Annotated in this window: 16 protein-coding genes and 1 riboswitch; of the genes, 5 read left to right on the top strand and 11 right to left on the bottom strand. The window is 68.7% G+C overall.

The window, feature by feature from the left end:
• Nucleotides 1–8: 8 nt before the first annotated feature.
• The 10 genes from ACH4SP_RS32790 to ACH4SP_RS32745 all read right to left on the bottom strand — a co-directional run bounded on the left by ACH4SP_RS32790 (nucleotide 9) and on the right by ACH4SP_RS32745 (nucleotide 11,644).
• On the bottom strand, nucleotides 9–680 hold the full coding sequence (locus ACH4SP_RS32790; protein ID WP_398420359.1) for a trimeric intracellular cation channel family protein: 672 nt from the start codon (nucleotides 678–680) through the stop codon (nucleotides 9–11).
• 105 nt (nucleotides 681–785) lie between these two features.
• Nucleotides 786–2,177, bottom strand: coding sequence for a M1 family metallopeptidase (locus ACH4SP_RS32785; protein WP_398420357.1), 1,392 nt, complete (start codon nucleotides 2,175–2,177; stop codon nucleotides 786–788).
• Between the two features lie 182 nt (nucleotides 2,178–2,359).
• The gene (locus ACH4SP_RS32780; protein WP_398420787.1) at nucleotides 2,360–3,448 is read right to left on the bottom strand and encodes an ABC transporter ATP-binding protein; all 1,089 of its coding nucleotides are present in this window, start codon (nucleotides 3,446–3,448) and stop codon (nucleotides 2,360–2,362) included.
• Nucleotides 3,449–3,468: 20 nt separating this feature from the next.
• Nucleotides 3,469–4,563, bottom strand: a complete 1,095-nt coding sequence (locus ACH4SP_RS32775; RefSeq protein WP_398420355.1) for an ABC transporter ATP-binding protein — start codon at nucleotides 4,561–4,563, stop codon at nucleotides 3,469–3,471.
• Nucleotides 4,560–5,558 carry an ABC transporter permease gene (locus ACH4SP_RS32770; RefSeq protein WP_398420353.1) on the bottom strand — a complete coding sequence of 333 codons (999 nt, stop codon included), beginning with the start codon at nucleotides 5,556–5,558 and terminating at the stop codon, nucleotides 4,560–4,562. Before ACH4SP_RS32770 ends, ACH4SP_RS32775 begins: the two co-directional genes overlap by 4 nt.
• Before the next feature lie 98 nt (nucleotides 5,559–5,656).
• Nucleotides 5,657–7,405, bottom strand: a complete 1,749-nt coding sequence (locus ACH4SP_RS32765) for an ABC transporter substrate-binding protein (RefSeq protein ID WP_398420351.1) — start codon at nucleotides 7,403–7,405, stop codon at nucleotides 5,657–5,659.
• Between the two features lie 98 nt (nucleotides 7,406–7,503).
• Nucleotides 7,504–8,502, bottom strand: coding sequence for an ABC transporter permease (locus ACH4SP_RS32760; protein WP_398420349.1), 999 nt, complete (start codon nucleotides 8,500–8,502; stop codon nucleotides 7,504–7,506).
• Between the two features lie 456 nt (nucleotides 8,503–8,958).
• The gene (locus ACH4SP_RS32755) at nucleotides 8,959–9,741 is read right to left on the bottom strand and encodes an enhanced serine sensitivity protein SseB C-terminal domain-containing protein (RefSeq protein WP_398420785.1); all 783 of its coding nucleotides are present in this window, start codon (nucleotides 9,739–9,741) and stop codon (nucleotides 8,959–8,961) included.
• 286 nt (nucleotides 9,742–10,027) lie between these two features.
• Nucleotides 10,028–10,741, bottom strand: coding sequence for an enhanced serine sensitivity protein SseB (locus ACH4SP_RS32750; RefSeq protein ID WP_398420783.1), 714 nt, complete (start codon nucleotides 10,739–10,741; stop codon nucleotides 10,028–10,030).
• 234 nt (nucleotides 10,742–10,975) lie between these two features.
• Entirely contained in the window at nucleotides 10,976–11,644 is a 669-nt protein-coding gene (locus ACH4SP_RS32745; RefSeq protein WP_398420347.1) for an AAA family ATPase, read from the bottom strand.
• Between the two features lie 322 nt (nucleotides 11,645–11,966).
• Nucleotides 11,967–12,063: riboswitch (glycine riboswitch) on the top strand.
• A 142-nt stretch (nucleotides 12,064–12,205) separates the two neighbouring features.
• On the opposite strand from ACH4SP_RS32745, the gene gcvT reads away from it, so the two are divergent.
• From gcvT to ACH4SP_RS32725, 4 genes are all read left to right on the top strand, one after another.
• Nucleotides 12,206–13,321: a glycine cleavage system aminomethyltransferase GcvT gene (gene gcvT, locus ACH4SP_RS32740; protein ID WP_398420345.1), complete on the top strand. Its 1,116-nt coding sequence runs from the start codon at nucleotides 12,206–12,208 to the stop codon at nucleotides 13,319–13,321.
• 212 nt (nucleotides 13,322–13,533) lie between these two features.
• The gene (gcvH, locus tag ACH4SP_RS32735) at nucleotides 13,534–13,911 is read left to right on the top strand and encodes a glycine cleavage system protein GcvH (protein ID WP_398420343.1); all 378 of its coding nucleotides are present in this window, start codon (nucleotides 13,534–13,536) and stop codon (nucleotides 13,909–13,911) included.
• A 97-nt stretch (nucleotides 13,912–14,008) separates the two neighbouring features.
• On the top strand, nucleotides 14,009–15,268 hold the full coding sequence (gene glyA, locus ACH4SP_RS32730; RefSeq protein WP_398420341.1) for a serine hydroxymethyltransferase: 1,260 nt from the start codon (nucleotides 14,009–14,011) through the stop codon (nucleotides 15,266–15,268).
• A gap of 209 nt (nucleotides 15,269–15,477) precedes the next feature.
• Nucleotides 15,478–16,863: an L-serine ammonia-lyase gene (locus tag ACH4SP_RS32725; protein ID WP_398420339.1), complete on the top strand. Its 1,386-nt coding sequence runs from the start codon at nucleotides 15,478–15,480 to the stop codon at nucleotides 16,861–16,863.
• Nucleotides 16,864–16,941: 78 nt separating this feature from the next.
• Here ACH4SP_RS32725 and ACH4SP_RS32720 read toward each other — a convergent pair whose 3' ends face one another.
• Nucleotides 16,942–17,586, bottom strand: coding sequence for a TetR/AcrR family transcriptional regulator (locus ACH4SP_RS32720; RefSeq protein WP_398420338.1), 645 nt, complete (start codon nucleotides 17,584–17,586; stop codon nucleotides 16,942–16,944).
• Between the two features lie 148 nt (nucleotides 17,587–17,734).
• On the opposite strand from ACH4SP_RS32720, the gene ACH4SP_RS32715 reads away from it, so the two are divergent.
• Nucleotides 17,735–18,388 (top strand): DUF5701 family protein, encoded by a 654-nt coding sequence (locus ACH4SP_RS32715; protein ID WP_398420336.1) that lies wholly within the window; start codon nucleotides 17,735–17,737, stop codon nucleotides 18,386–18,388.
• Nucleotides 18,389–18,563: the final 175 nt, after the last annotated feature.

Genomic DNA, 18,563 nt, shown 5'->3' with positions numbered 1-18,563 from the left:
CTCACTGCTCACCCCACCTGATCCGGCTCGTCCGCCTTCACCGACGACCGGTGCCACGCCCGCGGCGCCCGCCAGTGGAACTTCAGCGCCAGCAGCCGCATCGAGAACGCGGTGATCACCGCGAGCGCACTGGTGAAGGGGTTCAGCACGTCGAAGCGGATGCACAGCGCGACCATCGCCGCCCCGACGATCGCGGGCACCGCGTACAGGTCCCGGTCCCACCGCAGCAGCGACGGCACTTCGTTCGCGAGTACGTCCCGGAGCACGCCGCCGCCGACCGCCGAGGCGAGGCCGAGCGTCGCGGAGGCGGTCAGGCCGAGCCCGTAGTCGTACGCCTTGGCCGTGCCGGTCACGCAGAACAGCCCGAGCCCCGCCGCGTCGAAGACGTTCACGCCGAGCTGGATCCGCTCGACCTCGGGGTGCAGGAAGAACACCAGCACCGTCGCCACCAGCGGGGTGATGAAGTACCCGAGGTCGCTGAAGGCGGCGGGGGGCACCGCGCCGATGATGAGGTCGCGGAACAGCCCCCCGCCCAGCGCCGTGACCTCCGCGAGAACCGCCATGCCGAAGACGTCGAAGTTCTTGCGGACCGCGAGCAGCGCGCCGGAGATCGCGAAGACGAAGATCCCGACGAGGTCGAGCACATGTTGGACGGAGGGGCTGAAGAGTTCCTGAAGCACCCGACATTCTTACCCACGTCCGGACGGCGAACGGCCGCACGACTCAGGACGCGGGGTCTGGTGCGGGATCTGGTGCAGGGTCTGGTGCGGGATCTGGCGCGGGGCCTACAGCGCCGGCTTGCCCTTGGTGAACAGCCACGTCCGGAAGAGCCCGTCGAGCTGCTTGCCGGAGATCCGCTCCGCGTACCGGATGAACTCCCCGGTGGTCGCGTTGTCGTACTTGTAGTCCTCCACCCAGGTGCGCAGCAGCTTGAAGAACGCCTTGTCGCCGATCGTCTCGCGCAGCACCTGGAGCGTCATCGCCCCGCGCTGGTAGACGGCGGACGCGAACATCGTGTCGCGCTGCGGGTCGCCGACGACGGTCTGCCAGAAGGGCGAGTCGGCGGGCCGTGCGTTGTACCCGGCGCGCATCAGGTCGTGGGCGTTGCCGCGGCCCTTGTGCTCCTCCCACAGCCACTGGCTGTACGTGGCGAAGCCCTCGTTGAGCCAGATGCCGTCCCACTCCTCGGGCGAGACGGAGTCGCCGAACCACTGGTGGGCCAGCTCGTGCGCGATGGTCGACTCGCTGCGGACCGCCGAGTAGACCGGCTTGGTCTGGGTCTCCAGGGAGAACCCGGCCTGCGGCATGTCGTCGACGATGGCGCCGGTCTCCTCGAAGGGGTACTTGCCGAAGAGCTTCGACCAGTAGTCGGTGACCTCGGCGGTCAGGCCGTACACGTCGACGTTGTTGCTGTTCTTCAGTACGGGGTCGATGGCGACGTAGATCGGGGTGCCGCCGGGGGTGACGCCCTGCTGCACGTCGAACTTGCCGATGGTGGCGGTGGCCAGATAGGTCGCCATGGGCTTGGTGGTGCGCCAGTGGTGGGTGGTCTTGTCGCCCTCGGTCTTCGTGGAGACCAGCCGGCCGTTGGAGACACCAGTGAGGCCCTTGGGGGCCTTGATGCGGATGTCGAAGGTGGCCTTGTCGGAGGGGTGGTCGCTGCCGGGGAACCAGGTGGAGGCCGCGTTCGGCTCGCAGGCGACGAAGACGCCGTCGTCCGTCTTCATCCAGCCGTAGTCGGAGCCGAAGACGATCGGCCCGGAGAGCGCCTCGGGCACTCCCCCGTAGATCACCTCGACGGTGAACCTGTCGCCCTTCTCCAGCCAGTGGCGCGGCGTGATGCGGATGTCGTCGCCCTGGCGGCTGAAGTCGGCCCGTCTGCCGTTCACCTTGATCGACTCGACGGTGAGCTTCTGGAGGTCGAGGTGGAAGGAGGAGAGGTTCTTCAGCGCCTTGGCGGTGAGGGTGGCGCGGGCGTCGAGGCGGTCGGTGGTGGGGTTGTAGTCGAGGCCCAGGTCGTAGTGCCCGATGTCGAAGCCGCCGTTGCCGAGGTTCGGGAAGTAGGGGTCGTCGATGCCGGGGGAGCCGGGCTGCGGGCCCGGGGCCGCAGCGACCAGGCAGAAGGAGGAGGCCGCGAGTGCGACGGCGGCCAGACGTGCCGAACGGGAGAGTGCCATGAGTCTTCCCTTCGAACGCGTTGTCCCGCTCCACCTCATGTGGAGCGGACGCGCCGACTCTGCACTCTCCCGTTCCGGGATGCGACCGACATGTACATGACTTTACGAAGTCGTGCCCTACCGGCCGGTTGGAACCCGTACGTCCGGAGGAAACCGTACGTCCGGATTCAACTGCCCTGCCCCTAGGCGTCCTTGGCGACGTCCACGATCGTCACCGCGTCCCTCGCCTCCGCCACGACCGTCTCGCCCGGCGCCTGGTCCGGTGCGTTCTCCGGGTGGTGGCAGGCCACCTGCTGGCCCACCTTCAGCTCGACCAGGGGCGGGTCGACCTTCTTGCAGATCTCCGTCGCCTTCCAGCACCGGGTGTGGAACCGGCAGCCGCTCGGCGGCGAGATCGGCGAGGGCACGTCGCCCTTGAGCAGGATCCGCTCGCTCTTGGCGGCGCGCCGCTTCGGGTCGGGCACCGGCACCGCCGACATGAGTGCCTTGGTGTACGGGTGCATCGGCGCCTTGTAGAGCGCGTTGCGGTCCGCCAGCTCGACGATCTTGCCGAGGTACATCACCGCGATCCGGTCGGAGACGTGCCGGATGACCGACAGGTCGTGCGCGATGATCACGTACGTCAGGCCCAGCTCGTCCTGGAGGTCCTCCATCAGGTTGACCACCTGGGCCTGGATGGAGACGTCCAGCGCCGACACCGGCTCGTCGGCGACGACCAGCTTCGGCTTGAGGGCGAGCGCCCTGGCGATCCCGATGCGCTGGCGCTGACCGCCGGAGAACTCGTGCGGATAGCGGTTGTAGTGCTCCGGGTTGAGGCCCACCACTTCCAGCAGCCGCTGCACCTCGGCCTTGATCCCGCCCTCCGGCTTCACGCCCTGGAGGTGGAAGGGCGCACTGACGATGGTGCCGATGGTGTGCCGCGGGTTCAGCGAGGAGTACGGGTCCTGGAAGATCATCTGCACATCGCGGCGGAGCGGGCGCATCTGGCCGACTCCGAGGTGCGTGATGTCCTGCCCCTGGAACTCGATCTTCCCGCCGGTCGGTTCGAGCAGCCGGGTGATCAGCCGGCCCATGGTCGACTTGCCGCAGCCGGACTCACCGACCACGCCCAGGGTCTCTCCCGGACGCACGTCGAAGCTCAGTCCGTCCACCGCCCGCACCGCGCCGGTCTGCCGTTGCAGCAGACCCTTGCGGATCGGGAAGTGCTTGACCAGGTTGGAGACCTTGAGCAGCGGCTCGGGCGAGGAGGTGCTCTGCTCCGGGACCGTCATCTCGGGATCCTTCGTCTCGCTCACAGCTTCGGCGCAATCTCTTCGGTCCAGATCTGCGTCCGCTGCTCCTTGGTCATGTGGCAGGCGGAGAAGTGCTGTCCACCGACCTCGGTCAGCTCGGGCACGACCGTACGGCTGGCGTTGTCGGCCGGCTTGTCCGCGTAGGGGCAGCGCGGGTTGAAGGCGCAGCCCTGCGGCACGTTGATGAGGCTGGGCGGGGAGCCCTTGACCGGGATGAGGCGCTCGGTGTCCTCGCGGTCGATGCGCGGCATCGAGCCCAACAGGCCCCAGGTGTAAGGGTGCTTGGGCTCGGCGAAGATCTTCTCCGTCGGCCCGCGCTCCACGCACCGGCCGCCGTACATCACCACGATGTCGTCCGCGAGCTCGGCGACCACGCCGAGGTCGTGGGTGATGATGATGACCGCGGAGCCGAACTCCTTCTGCAGATCCGTGATCAGGCTGAGGATCTGCGCCTGGACGGTGACGTCCAGGGCGGTGGTCGGCTCGTCCGCGATCAGCAGATCGGGGTTGTTGACCAGCGACATCGCGATCATGGCGCGCTGGCGCATGCCGCCGGAGAACTCGTGCGGATAGCTGTCCACCCGCTTGTGCGGCTCGGGAATGCCGACCCGGTCCAGCATCTCGACCGCACGCTTGCGCGCGACCTTCTTGTCCACGTCGTGGTGGATCCGGTAGGCCTCCACGATCTGGTGGCCGATGGTGAAGTACGGGTGCAGCGCCGACAGCGGATCCTGGAAGATCATCGCCATCTCGCGGCCGCGGAGCCGGCGGACGTCGTCGGGGTCCGCGCTCAGCAGCTCCTTGCCGTCCAGCCAGATCTCGCCGGAGATCTGCGCCTTGCGGCGGCCGTACTGACCGGCCGTGTGCAGGCCCATGATGCCGAGCGAGGTCACCGACTTGCCCGACCCGGACTCGCCCACGATGCCGAGCGTCTTCCCCTTCTCCAGCTGGAAGGAGAGCCCGTTGACGGACTTCACCAGGCCGTCGTCGGAGGGGAAGTGCACCTTGAGGTCGCGTACGTCGAGGAAGGCCGTGGAAGCGGGCGGCTGGGCCACCGGCTCCCCCACGGCTCCCGACTTGGTCATGTCTGTCATGTGAGCCTCACCCGGGGGTCGATCACGGCGTACAGGAGGTCCACGAGGAGGTTGGCGAAGACCACCGCCGCGGCGGTGATGAGCGTGACGGCGAGGATGATCGGAAGGTCCTTGCCGTTGATCGCCCGCAGCACCTCCTGGCCGAGGCCCGGCAGGCTGAAGGTGGTCTCGGTGAGGATCGCGCCGCCCATCAGGGCACCGAGGTCGATGCCGAGCAGGGTCAGTACCGGGGTCATCGTCGAGCGCATGGCGTGCTTGCCGATGACGGTCTTCTCACCGAGCCCCTTGGCACGTGCGGTGCGGATGTAGTCCTCGCCCATGACTTCGAGCATGGCCGCTCTGGTCATACGGGCGTACATCGCGCCGAAGAGGAAGGCGAGCGTGATCCAGGGAAGGATCATGCCGCTGAACCACGCACCCGGATCCTCCCCGAATTCCGTGAACGCGTTGTTCACCCAGCCCAGTTGGTAGGCGAAGATCGCCAGCGAGAGCAGACCGGTGAAGTAGACCGGCAGGGAGACGCCCGCGAGCGCGGTGGTCATCGCGAACCGGTCCCACAGGCTGCCCCGCTTGAGCGCGGACAGGACGCCCACGGACAGACCGATGAGCAGCCAGACGAACGCCGCTCCCAGCGCGAGGGCCAGGGTGACCGGCAGCCGGTCGAGGAGGACCGGCCAGACCGCCTGCTGGGTACGGAAGGAGTAGCCGAAGCAGGGCGCCGCGCACTCGATGGTGTCGCCACCGCCGGTGTAGGTGCGGCCCGCGAAGATTCCCTTGATGAACTCCGTGACCTGCACCAGGATCGGCTCGCCGAGACCCAGCTTCTCGCGGACGCCTTCGATGGCGGCCGCGTCGGCCTGTTTCCCGACGAACAAGAGCGCGGGGTCCTGCCCGGTCCACTTCGGGATCAGGAAGAAGATGCAGAAGACCGCGAGAATCACGACGATCAGCATCACTGCGACGGCGAACAGCCGCCTGATCAGATATGTCAGCACTGTGCCCGGCAGCCGCTCCTCGTGGGAGCGGCTGCCTTCACCTGCCCTTCGTGCCAGCGGCGGGTGACGCCGTCAGATGGTGAGGTACGTACGAGGTGTTACTTGACGCCCAGCTGGGCGAAGTCGTACCAGCCGCTGAAAGCGTCGGTGGCGTAGACGTTCGTCAGCCGCGGCGAACGCCAGTTGACCGGCTTGATGTTGACCAGCGGGAGGTAGTAGGCGCCTTCCATGACCATCTTGTTGACCTCGGCGTAGGCCGTGGCGGCCTTGGCGGAGTCACGCTCGGCGATGGCCTTGGCGAAGCTTTCGTCGATCTTCTTGTCCTTGATCAACGCGTAGTTGTTGTTGCCGTTCTCAAGGATGTAGTCGCTGTGCCACAGCGGCAGACCGTAGCCCTGGCCACTGGGGAAGTCGGGGCCCCAGCCGTAGAGGACCATGCCGTAGCCCTTGTTCACGACGTTCTTCGGGTTACCGACGATCGACGAGCCCTCGGCACCGTTGAACTGGTCGATCTCGACCTTGATGTTGACCTTGGCGAGCGACGCCTGGAGGGCCTCGGCCGACTTCTTGTCGGACTCGTCGGTGTTACGGACGGCGAGCGTGGTCTTGAAGCCGTTCGGCTGGTTGCAGAGCTTCAGCTCTTCCTTCGCCTTGGCGGCGTTGGCCGCACCGTCGTTGGTGCGCAGGCCGTACTGGTCGTCCTTCACGTCGTAGCCGGGGATGACCGGGGGCAGCATGTTCACGGCGATGTCGCCGCCGGCCACCGGGCCACCACGGGCGTTCTGCACGGACTTGTGGTCCGCGCCGTAGATGACGGCCTTGCGGCAGTGGATGTTGTCGAAGGGCTTCACGCTCTGCGGGAAGGCCACGTACGAGATGAATCCGCTCGACGGGTTGTCGAGGTTGTTCTTGTGCTGCTTCAGCGCGGTGGTGCGGCCCGCGGTGGCCATGCCGCGCTGGTTCAGGTCGAGGTCCGCGTCACCGTTGATGAGGCGCTTGTCGCGCTCGTCGGCGTTGGTGAGGAGGGTGACCTCGATGTTGTCCGGCAGCGCCTTGCGCAGACCGTCCGTCTTGGCGTCGTACGACGTGTTGCGCGACAGCTTGAGGCCCTTGTTGGGGCTGTAGCTGTCGAACTTGTACGGGCCCGAGGAGAACGGCTTCAGGCCGTACTTGGTCTTGGTGTCCTTGTCCTTGCGGACCGGCGAGTTGGTGGTCATCGCCAGGATCTGCTCGAAGTCGCCGTTCGCCTTGGGAAGCTTGAAGACGAGCTTCTTGTCGGTCGGCGTCTGGATCGCGTCGATGCCCTTCGGGTCCTTGTACGGGCCCTTGAACTTCTTCTCCGGGTCCAGGATGTCGCGGAGGTAGACCGGGCCGCCGGACAGCGCCTCCTGCGCCCACTGGCGCTCGATGCCGTACTTGACATCCTGGGCGGTAATTTCCTTACCGTCCTCCCACTTGATGCCGTCCTTCAGCTCGTACGTGTACGTCAGACCGTCGGCGCTCACCTGGCCCTTGGCCTTGGCGAGGTCGGGCTGCAGCTCGATGCCCTTCTGGCCGGGCGCCGCCGTGTAGCTGACGAGCTGACGGCTGTAGTAGCGCGCGAAGTCGAACGCGAAGCCGTAGTACATCATCGTGGTGTCCCACGAGTCCGCGTCCTGGACGCCGACGAACTTCAGCGTCCCGCCCTTCTTGTCGGACGGGTTGGCGATCTTCTCGACGCCGGCGTTGAAACCCGCGCCCTTGCCGCTGGCGCCGTTGTTGCCCTTGCTGCCGCCGCCCCCGCTGCAGGCCGTGGTGACCAGGAGAGTGGTGGCTGCGACGGTCGCGATTGCCGCGACCCGACGCATGCGCGTACCGGTTGATTTCACTGTCTCGCAACCTCCGTGTGTAATGCGGCCCGAGCGACCAGGGCTGGTCTCTGGCATGGGTGAAGCGGGTGAGGCGGTCAGCGGGACCCCTTGGGGTCGATCGCGTCGCGCACGCCATCGCCGAACAGGTTGAAGGCGAGCACGGTGAGGAAGATGGCCACACCCGGGACGATCATGTACATCGGGTCCGACTCGTAGTACGCGACGGCGTCGGAGAGCATCGAACCCCAGGAGGCCGTGGGCGGTTTGACGCCCACGCCCAGGAAGCTGAGGGCCGCCTCGGTGAGGATGTTGGTCGGGATCATGAGCGTGGCGTAGACGGTGATCGGGGCCACCAGGTTCGGCAGCAGTTCCTTGACCACGATGTAGCCGCGGCCCGCTCCCAGGCTGCGTGCGGCTTCCACGTACTCGCGTTCGCGCAGTGACAGCACCTGGCCCCGGACGATGCGTCCGATGTAGGGCCAGCCGAAGAAGCCGATCACCAGGATCATGGCCAGCAGCCGTACCCCGCTGCCCTCAAGACCGAACAGCTTGCTCGGCATGACCGAGATCAGCGAGATGACGAAGAGCAGCTGCGGGAACGCGAGCAGCATGTCCATCACACGGCTGATCACCGTGTCGAGCCAGCCGCCGAAGTAGCCGGCCAGCGTGCCGAAGAGGGTGCCGAAGAGGACGGCGACGACGGCCGCAAGGAAGCCCACGACCAGGGACACCCGGGCGCCGTAGACGATGCGGGTGAAGACGTCCCGGCCGCTGGTCGGCTCCACGCCGAGCAGGTGCTCGGAGCTGATGCCGCCGAAGGATCCGATGGGCGTACCGAACAGCGGGTCGATCAGGTCCTCGTGCCGGGCGTCGGGCGTCTGCCCGACCATCGAGGCGATGACCGGCGCGAGGATGGCGACGAGCACCAGCAGGAGGACGATGATGCCGCCCGTGAGCGCGAGCTTGTCCCGCTTCAGCCTCACCCAGGCGATGCGCCACGGCGAGCGGCCCTCGATCTTCTTCGCCCCTGCGCCGCCCGCGGCATCGGCCGTCACGGGTTCGGCCGCAGGCGCGTCGTGAAGTGGTGCCGTCATCGTGGTCGCGACCCCTCTCGGCCAGCGGTCACCGGCCCTTGCTCGCCGCTAGTGGCGGCCTGAAGCATTTTGTCGAACACAGGGCGAACGCCCTTTGATGCCGGGAGTCTTCAATGTGCGTGCCACCTGCCGCCAGACCCCTCGGCCAAAGGATGCGCAACCGTGATGCTGTCTGCAGTTTTCCGCTATGCGGACGGAGCTGAACGAGGGCCGAACAGTGGGCAATTGGGATCATCCTCCGGCAGTACCCCCCAACTGCCTTCCAGAACCGCCAAATTGGTGCAGACCTTGACTTCGCACCGGGGCGGCACGGGCGCGGCGCCAACTCGGCGCGCGGGCATGCCAATTGCCCCCCGAAGGGGCATATGAGGCGAGAGGGGAAGCGGCGGCCGGTGCGGGAGCGGTGACCTGAGCGGAAGCGGTGGCCGGAGCGCCGGAGGGGAAACGGCGACCGGGTCAGTGCGTGCGCGACGGCGGGTAGCCGTATCCCGGCGCACCGGTCGGCGCGGGCGCGTGCGCGTCGCGGTCGTAGAAGGGGCGGGCATTGGCGCGCAGCCACATGCCGACCGGGTCGTGCTCGTCGGTCATCGCGACCGTGGACACCGGCAGCCCGTCGGGGACGACACCGATGGACTGCTGCATCATCGCCCGCACCGCCTCGACCGACTGCCGGCTGGTGTCGTACAGGTCGAGACCAATGGCGAGGTACGGAGCGCCCAGCGCCGGCTGCACCCAGGCGCGGCTGAGCGCGCGAACGGCCGGGGTGCGGTGGGCGTTCTGGGACAGCTGGGCGTAGAACTGCGGGATTTCCAGGGCGGGTTCGGACAGCCGCAGCGGTCCGGCCGGCATCCGGTTCAGACCGGTGGCGATGCGCCGCAGGTCCAGCCAGGGGATGCCGACGCCACCGCCGGGGGCGTGCGGGTTCAGCCAGATGCCCCAGCGGTCGGGGTAGAGGGCGCGGGCCAGGTCGATGCCGGTGCCCACTTCGTACGCCCGGTTCCAGCCGCTCGCGGAGAGCTCCTGCGCGGAGGTCACGCACGGCGCGTAGCCGAAGCCGTCGACCTCCATGTTCCCGTACTGGGCGTCGGGGGATCCGGCGGTGCCGTGCCACAGCAGCATCCACAGCTGGCCGTCCGCGAGGGCGTGCAGCAGCGCCTCGTACGCGTCGAACCGCCCGGGCGTCACCTGGCGCAGCATGTGCTCGACCTGTCCGGCCGCCGCAGTGCCTGACGCGCTCACCCTGGGTCCCGCCCCTCTTCGATCCACCGAGTCCACCGAGTCCGCCGTGTCGACCAATCCGCCCCCGTGTGGCGAGGTCATCAAACCAGCTTAAGCGGCACCGGTGACACCGAGTCGGTGTCGGTTTCGACAGTCTCCCCGACGGACCGGGGTTCCGTGTTCCCCCTGGCGGATCTCAGGCGATTCCGGGCGGATCCCTGGTACCCGCGGGCGGATCCCTCGGGTCCCCGCGGGCTGACCCCCTGCCTCCCCGCGGGCGGATCCTTGGTGTCCCCGTGAGCCGGCCTCAGTGTTCCCGTTGGTAGAAGGGCCGCACCCGCTCCAGCATCCAGTCGGCCACCGGGTCCTGCTGCGCCATGTCGAGCAGCAGCAGGTGCACCTGCCACGGCACCGACTCGCGGCCCAGTGCCCGGCCGAGCGCGTCCATCGGCGCGTTGCGGTCCGCGCCCTCCCACGACGACAGCTGTACGCCGACGAACAGGACCGGTTCTTCGCCCTCGATGCTGGCCAGCGCACGGCGGGCGGTGACGACCACGCCGCTCTGCTGGAACTCGCCCGCGGCCACGGCGAGGAAGTCGACCGGCTCCTCCTGCCAGTCCGGCTCGAACAGCCGCACCCGGCCGCCGCTCGCGGGCCCGTCCAGCGGGGTGCGCCCGGTACGGCACAGCTCGGCGACGGCGGGCGGCGGCAGCGGTGCGCCGACGTTGCCTCCCGGGTTCACGACGATGCCCAACTGCGGCGGCAGCCCGCGCGCGAACTCCACGGCGGGCGCCACGGCGAACGACATGTGGCTGCCCACGCACTGCAGGAACTGCTGCTCGGAGCTGAAGACGGGGACGTACGCCTGGCCGTCGATCTCCGTGGTGGGCAGGTCGAGCGGTCCCTGGCCGGGGCCGCCGCCGTTCGGCAGCGGGATCCACAGCGGGCTGCGGCCGATCGTCTCGACGAGGCGGGCGCCGGCCGTGGGACTGCCGACGGAGGCGGCCAGCACCTCTTCCAGCTCGTTCCCCGGCCAGCCCGCACCGGCACCGGCTTCCTGCCCCGGACCCTGACCCGGACCCTGGCCCGCGCCAGGACCCACGCCCGGCTCCGCGCCCTCCGCGCCGTACTGCCCCGTCGTCTCCGGAATGTCCACGGACCGCTCCCTCTCGCTGCTCCCGCCCTGCGCGACGACCCTATCGCCGGGCCGCTGCCCGCACGGCAAAGGCCTGTCGCACCGGCAGTCGCACCGGCATCAGCCCGCTTCGAAGCCGATCTCCCGCAGCGCCCCCGCCGCCTCCCGGTCCAGCAGCACCGCCGAGGCGCACCCGGCGGGCAGCCGCTCGCCCTCCGCGTCGCGGACCAGTGTGCCGACGGCCCGCCGGTGCCGTGCGAAGGCGTAGCCGGAGACTCCGCGTCCGCGCTCGCGCTGGCCGTCCCTGGCCACCTCGGGCGTCACGTCGAGCAGTACGAGGCGCAGCCCGCGCCCGCGTCTGCCCGCCTCGCGCGCCAGCCACCGCCGCACCCACGCCTGTGTACCGCAGTCGTGCACGACCACGCTCTCGCCCGAGCGCAGCGCCTGCCGCAGCCCGGCGTAGTGGGCGATCCGCACCAGCGGGCGGTACAGGGAGTACGGCAGGGAGCGCGGCATCCGCCGCTCCCACCGCTCCCGCACGTCCTGCGAGTCGATCGTGCGGACCCCCGCCACCGCCCTGCGGATCAGGGTGGACTTCCCGCTGCCCGGCAACCCGGACACGACCACCACGTCGCCCGCGGCGAACTTCAGCAGGCGCGGACTCCTCCCCGCCCGCTCCCGCAGATCGCGCACGACCGGCACCGGCACGGGCCCCACCGCCCTCACGCCTGGCTTCGCCGCCACGCCCGCCGTAGCGGCGCATGCACTGGACTGCTGCAACGTCCTCACCCCTCCCCCTGTGGGTATGACTCACCCTTGCCCAAGAAGTGTAAAGAAAAGGTAATGCGGGACAAGCGATTTGCCGCCCGAAGGGGCGTTGCACATGGGGTCGGGTAGGCTCCGTGCCGTACGCCGCGAGAACCAAGTGCGTACATCGTGCTGATCGAGAGCCAAGACGGCACATGCACCTCCAAGCATTGCTGTACCAAACCGGGCTGGTTTCAACCCGGCTGGTGTTGATCGTGGAAGCCCTGTGGAGTCGCTGACCTCGCAGGCGGCGTGAGCCAGGAATCCCCCTGCTCCGGTGGGGGGAGGATTCAAAACGGCCGTATGAATCCGCGCGGGAGAGTCCGGGGCAGCAATGCCCCGGCGCCGAAGGAGCAAGCTCCTCCCTTGAATCTCTCAGGCCCCTGTACCGCGCGGGCGAGGCAGATCTGAAAAGCGGAGCGTCCTCGTGGTGCTCCCACCCAAGGTGCAAGCCGGGCCACGTTGCTCCGGCGAACCTCTCAGGTCCGATGACAGATGGGGAGGGCAGTCCTCCTCGTCGTCATGCCCTGGGAGCCTTCGTCCATGAGCACCAATTCTCGCCATACCGCCCTCGATGCCCTGCATCGCTCGCTCGGCGCGACCATGACCGACTTCGCGGGCTGGGACATGCCGCTGCGGTACGCGTCCGAGCGCGACGAGCACAACGCCGTACGCACCAGGGCGGGGCTCTTCGACCTCTCCCACATGGGCGAGATCACGGTGACCGGCCCGCAGGCCGTCGACCTCCTCAACTTCGCCCTCGTCGGCAACATCGGCACCGTCGGCCTCGGCCGCGCCCGGTACACGATGATCTGCCAGGAGGACGGCGGCATCGTCGACGACCTGATCGTCTACCGCCTGGGCGAGACCGAGTACATGGTGGTCGCCAACGCGGGCAACGCCCAGATCGTCCTGGACGCGCTCGTCGCCCGCGCCGAGGGCTTCGACGCCGAGGTCCGTGACGACCGCGACGCGTACGCCCTGATCGCCGTGCAGGGCCCGGAGTCCCCCGGCATCCTCAAGTCCGTCACGGACGCCGACCTGGACGGCCTCAAGTACTACGCGGGCCTGCCCGGCACCGTCGCCGGTGTCCCGGCCCTCATCGCCCGCACCGGCTACACCGGCGAGGACGGCTTCGAGCTGTTCGTCGAGCCGATCCACGCGGAGGCGCTGTGGCAGGCGCTGACCGAGGCGGGCGCGGGCGTCGGCCTGATCCCGTGCGGCCTGTCCTGCCGCGACACGCTGCGCCTTGAGGCGGGCATGCCGCTGTACGGCAACGAGCTGACGACGAAGCTCACCCCCTTCGACGCCGGCCTCGGGCGGGTCGTCAAGTTCGAGAAGGAGGGCGACTTCGTCGGCCGTACGTCCCTGGAGGCGGCCGCCGCGCGCGCGGAGAGCGCCCCGCCGCGCAAGCTCGTCGGCCTGATCGCCGAGGGCCGCCGGGTCCCGCGCTCCGGTTACGAGGTCGTCGTGGACGGCCGGGTCGTCGGCGAGGTCACCTCGGGTGCACCCTCCCCCACGCTCGGCAAGCCGATCGCGATGGCGTACGTCGACGCGGCCTTCGCGGCCCCCGGCACGGCGGGCGTCGGCGTCGACATCCGCGGCAGCCACGAGCCGTACGAGGTCGTCGCCCTGCCGTTCTACAAGCGCCAGAAGTAACGCTCTGCAGGTGCCCGCCACCACGCTCCACGGACCGTCCACAACGACGCCCCGCGGACGTCCGCCACAACGCTCCACGGACGTGCACGACGCTCCACGGACGTCCGGAGCGACGCCCGCAGGCGCCTGAAGTGACGCATCTCGCAGACCGCGCATCTCATCCCGCAGGACCCTGTTCCTCAGCACTCCCCCGCATCCAGGAGAATTCAGTCATGAGCAACCCCCAGCAGCTGCGTTACAGCAAGGAGCACGAGTGGCTCGCGACGTCCGAGGACGGCGTCGCGACCGTCGGCATCACCGAGTTCGCGGCCAACGCGCTCGGTGACGTCGTCTTCGCCCAGCTCCCTGAGGTGGGCGACACGGTCACCGCGGGCGAGACCTGCGGCGAACTGGAGTCGACCAAGTCCGTCAGCGACCTGTACTCCCCGGTGACCGGCGAGGTCGTCGAGGCCAACTCGGACGTCGTGGAAGACCCGTCGCTGGTGAACTCCGCTCCCTTCGAAGGCGGCTGGCTGTTCAAGGTGCGCGTCACGGAGGAGCCGTCCGACCTGCTCACCGCCGACGAGTACGCCGCGCTCTCCGGCAGCTGAACCGCACCGGCGACCGCACCGCACGGGCCACTGAAACGCGCTGGCCACTGAAACGCTCCGGCAACTGATTCGCCTGAACCCCCTAGGGACTCGCCTGATGTCGCTTCTCAACTCTTCCCTCCACGAGCTGGACCCGGACGTCGCCGCCGCAGTCGACGCCGAGCTCCACCGCCAGCAGTCCACCCTCGAAATGATCGCCTCGGAGAACTTCGCTCCGGTCGCGGTCATGGAGGCCCAGGGCTCGGTCCTCACCAACAAGTACGCCGAGGGCTACCCGGGCCGCCGCTACTACGGCGGCTGCGAGCACGTAGATGTCGTCGAGCAGATCGCGATCGACCGCATCAAGGCGCTGTTCGGCGCCGAGCACGCGAACGTCCAGCCGCACTCGGGCGCCCAGGCCAACGCCGCCGCGATGTTCGCGCTGCTGAAGCCGGGCGACACGATCATGGGTCTCAACCTGGCCCACGGCGGTCACCTGACCCACGGCATGAAGATCAACTTCTCCGGCAAGCTCTACAACGTGGTCCCGTACCACGTCGACGAGACCGGCGTCGTGGACATGGACGAGGTGGCCCGCCTCGCCAAGGAGAGCCAGCCGAAGCTGATCGTGGCCGGCTGGTCCGCGTACCCGCGCCAGCTGGACTTCGCCGCCTTCCGCAAGATCGCGGACGAGGTCGGCGCGTACCTGATGGTCGACATGGCGCACTTCGCGGGCCTCGTCGCGGCCGGGCTGCACCCCAACCCGGTCCCGCACGCCCACGTGGTCACCACGACGACGCACAAGACCCTCGGCGGTCCGCGCGGCGGCGTGATCCTGTCCACGCAGGAGCTCGCCAAGAAGATCAACTCGGCGGTCTTCCCGGGTCAGCAGGGCGGCCCGCTGGAGCACGTGATCGCGGCCAAGGCCGTCTCCTTCAAGGTCGCGGCCTCGCCGGAGTTCAAGGAGCGCCAGCAGCGCACCCTGGACGGCGCCCGCATCCTGGCCGAGCGCCTGGTGCAGGCCGACGTCACCGAGCACGGCGTCTCCGTCCTCTCCGGCGGTACGGACGTCCACCTGGTCCTCGTCGACCTGCGCAACTCGGAGCTGGACGGCCAGCAGGCCGAGGACCGTCTCCACGAGGTCGGCATCACGGTCAACCGCAACGCCATCCCGAACGACCCGCGCCCGCCGATGGTCACCTCGGGCCTGCGCATCGGCACCCCCGCCCTTGCCACCCGCGGCTTCCAGACGGAGGACTTCACCGAGGTCGCCGACATCATCGCGGCGGCCCTGAAGCCGTCGTACGACGTCAAGGCCCTCTCGGCCCGCGTCTCGGCCCTCGCCGACAAGCACCCGCTTTACCCCGGGCTGAAGTAATACGGAGTAGTTCCGTACTCTTCACCTGTACGTCCAAATCCAGCAATACGTAAAAACGGGGCATCGCGCACACTGGACAGTGAGTGCGGTGCCCCGCCCCTTGCCCCTTCGTTTCCTGCCTCCGTGCTTCTCTCATCGGGCAGGAGACACCCCGCACCTGTTCCGCCCGACGGACAACGGCGTCCGCCACCCTTCTGAGGAGTTCTGCTGTGGCCATCTCGGTCTTCGACCTGTTCTCGATCGGCATAGGCCCGTCCAGCTCCCACACGGTGGGCCCGATGCGGGCCGCCCGGATGTTCGTGGGACGCCTCAAGAAGGACGGCCTGCTCGCCCAGACCACATCGGTACGCGCGGAACTCTTCGGCTCCCTCGGCGCCACCGGCCACGGCCACGGCACCCCGAAGGCCGTCCTGCTCGGCCTGGAGGGGCACTCGCCGCGCACCGTCAACGTCGAGACCGCCGACGCCGAGGTCGAGCGCATCCGCGCCACCGGCCGCCTGCGCCTCCTGGGCACGGAGATCGGCGCCGCACACGAGATCGACTTCGACGAGCCCAACGAGCTGATCCTGCACCGCCGCCGCTCGCTCCCGTACCACGCGAACGGCATGACCCTCTTCGCGTACGACGCCCAGGGCGCGCCCCTGCTGGAGAAGACGTACTACTCGGTCGGCGGCGGCTTCGTCGTGGACGAGGACGCGGTGGCGGGCGAGAACCCGATCGTCCCCGACGACACGGTCCTCAAGCACCCCTTCCGCACCGGCGACGAGCTGCTCCGCATGGCGAAGGAGACCGGCCTGTCGATCTCCTCGATGATGCTGGAGAACGAGATGGCCTGGCGCACCGAGGAGGAGATCCGCGAGGGCCTCCTCGAAATCTGGCGTGTCATGCAGGCCTGCGTCTCGCGCGGCATGTCCCGCGAGGGCATCCTCCCCGGCGGCCTCAAGGTCCGCCGCCGCGCGGCCAATTCGGCCCGCCAGCTGCGCGCCGACGGCGACCCCAAGGCCCACGCCATGGAGTGGGTCACCCTCTACGCGATGGCCGTCAACGAGGAGAACGCGGCCGGCGGCCGGGTCGTCACCGCCCCCACCAACGGCGCCGCCGGCATCATCCCCGCCGTTCTGCACTACTACATGAACTTCGTGCCGAACGCGGACGAGGACGGCGTCGTCCGCTTCCTCCTCGCAGCCGGCGCGATCGGCATGCTCTTCAAGGAGAACGCCTCCATCTCGGGCGCCGAGGTCGGCTGCCAGGGCGAGGTCGGCTCCGCCTGCTCGATGGCCGCGGGCGCACTGGCCGAGGTCCTCGGCGGCACCCCCGAGCAGGTCGAGAACGCCGCCGAGATCGGCATGGAGCACAACCTGGGCCTGACCTGCGACCCGGTCGGCGGCCTGGTCCAGATCCCGTGCATCGAACGCAATGGCATGGCGGGCGTCAAGGCCGTCACCGCCGCGAAGATGGCGATGCGCGGCGACGGCAGCCACAAGGTCTCTCTCGACAAGGTCATCAAGACCATGAAGGAGACCGGCGCCGACATGAAGGTCAAGTACAAGGAGACGGCGCGGGGCGGCCTGGCCGTGAACGTCATCGAGTGCTGATCACCGGACATCCGGATACCGGACATCCGGTGCGGGCCCGTCGAGCAGGTGCACTTCCTGCCCGGCGGGCCCGTTCGCTCACCTGACCCCGTACTTCCCGAACGATCCCTCCAGCAGGCCGAAGACCCGGCGGGCGTCGTCGGCGACCGTGGCGGCGATGTCGTCCGCCGGCCGACCGGCCAGGGTCAGCCGCATGATGCGCTGGAACAACACCCGTTGCGCGGCGCCCAGTTGGGCCGCGACGGCATACGCGGCGAAGTCGTCCGCGTCCGTACCGGCCTCCCCGGCGAGGACGCGGCCGAGCGCCTCCTCCCGCTGGTCGTGCAGGTCACGCAGGCGAGCGGTGAGGGTGGGACTGTCGGCGATCATGCGGGTGAACCGCTCGCCCGCGAAGCCGATGACCGGGTCCTGCCGCTCCACCCCGTCGAGGAACTCCCGCCGCAGCGCGGCGAGCACGGACTCCCCCACGGCCCGGTCGGCCACCGTACGGGCCAGCCCCGCCACGAACTCCTCCTGGTGGTCGAGGGCCATGTCCTCCTTGCGGGCGAAGTAGTTGGTGACCGTCTTCTTGGCGACCCTGGAGGCGGCGGCGACATCGGCGATCGTGGTCGCCTCGAAGCCCTTCTCGATGAACAGCCTGGTCGCGTGGTCCGAGATCAGCTGCCGCGTCTCGTGCTTCTTGGACTCCCGGAGCCCCATCACGGGCTCTGTCTCGGTACTCATGGCCTCACTCATGGCCTCACCTCAGTGCTCATACTCAGTGCTCATACGAAGAATCTTACCTCCGACGTAAATTTACCCTTGACCTCCTCGGTCGACTCGGCGTAACTTTACGTCGCACGTAAGTTTTCTACAAGGTTCGCCCGAGGGGATGCCCATGCAGGTTGCCGATGTGAGCAACGAGTTCGACCGCCAGATCCAGACCCTGCTGGCCAAGGGGTACGCAACCCTGGCCGGCCGGACCGAGGCAGAGTTCCGCGAGCTCGTCGAGCCGCTGCGCGCACAGGTGACGAAGCGGGCGGAGTCGATGACCGCGCCCGACGAGGGGCGGGTGCCGTTCCTGCTGGTGGTCACGCGCGAGCTGGTGGCCATCGAGGAGTCGATACCGCTGACGACGCTGGCCGGGAAGGACAAGCCGGGCGTCATCGAGCGGTTCTACAAGCCGGGCGAACTGGAGCAGTTCGTCACAGTGAAGGAGACGGGAGCGCCGGAAGCGCTGGTGTACGTGGTCTTCGACGTGGAGCGGGGCGAGGAGTTCTGCTCGGTGGTGCCGCTGGACGCCATGGCGACAGTGGCCTCGCGCGAGCGGACCGGGATGACGATGGAAGAGGGCATCGCCCTGCTCACGCTCTTCCCCGAGGCCCTCGTGAAGAACAAGTGCTATTCGCTTTCGGGCACGCGACGCCCGAAGGACAAGCGGGTTCCGGCGATCTGGATCAGCAAGGGCGCCCCGAAGCTGGGCTGGTGCTGGGAGGGCAACCCGCACACATGGCTGGGACTGGCCTCGGCGGGCGACCGGGCCTGAGCCGGCCGGGGGCCTTTCCTGAATCCGGACGGATTTGGGAAAGGCCCCGTAAACGCAGAAAAGCCCCGCACCATAAGGTGCGGGGCTTTCCCACAATGATTGTTCGGCGGCGTCCTACTCTCCCACAGGGTCCCCCCTGCAGTACCATCGGCGCGGAAAGGCTTAGCTTCCGGGT

This window comes from Streptomyces sp. NPDC021093 (assembly GCF_044333135.1).
Taxonomy (GTDB): Bacteria; Actinomycetota; Actinomycetes; order Streptomycetales; family Streptomycetaceae; genus Streptomyces.
Note: the sequence above shows the minus strand (reverse complement) of the source record. Positions and strands in the feature narration are given on the sequence as shown.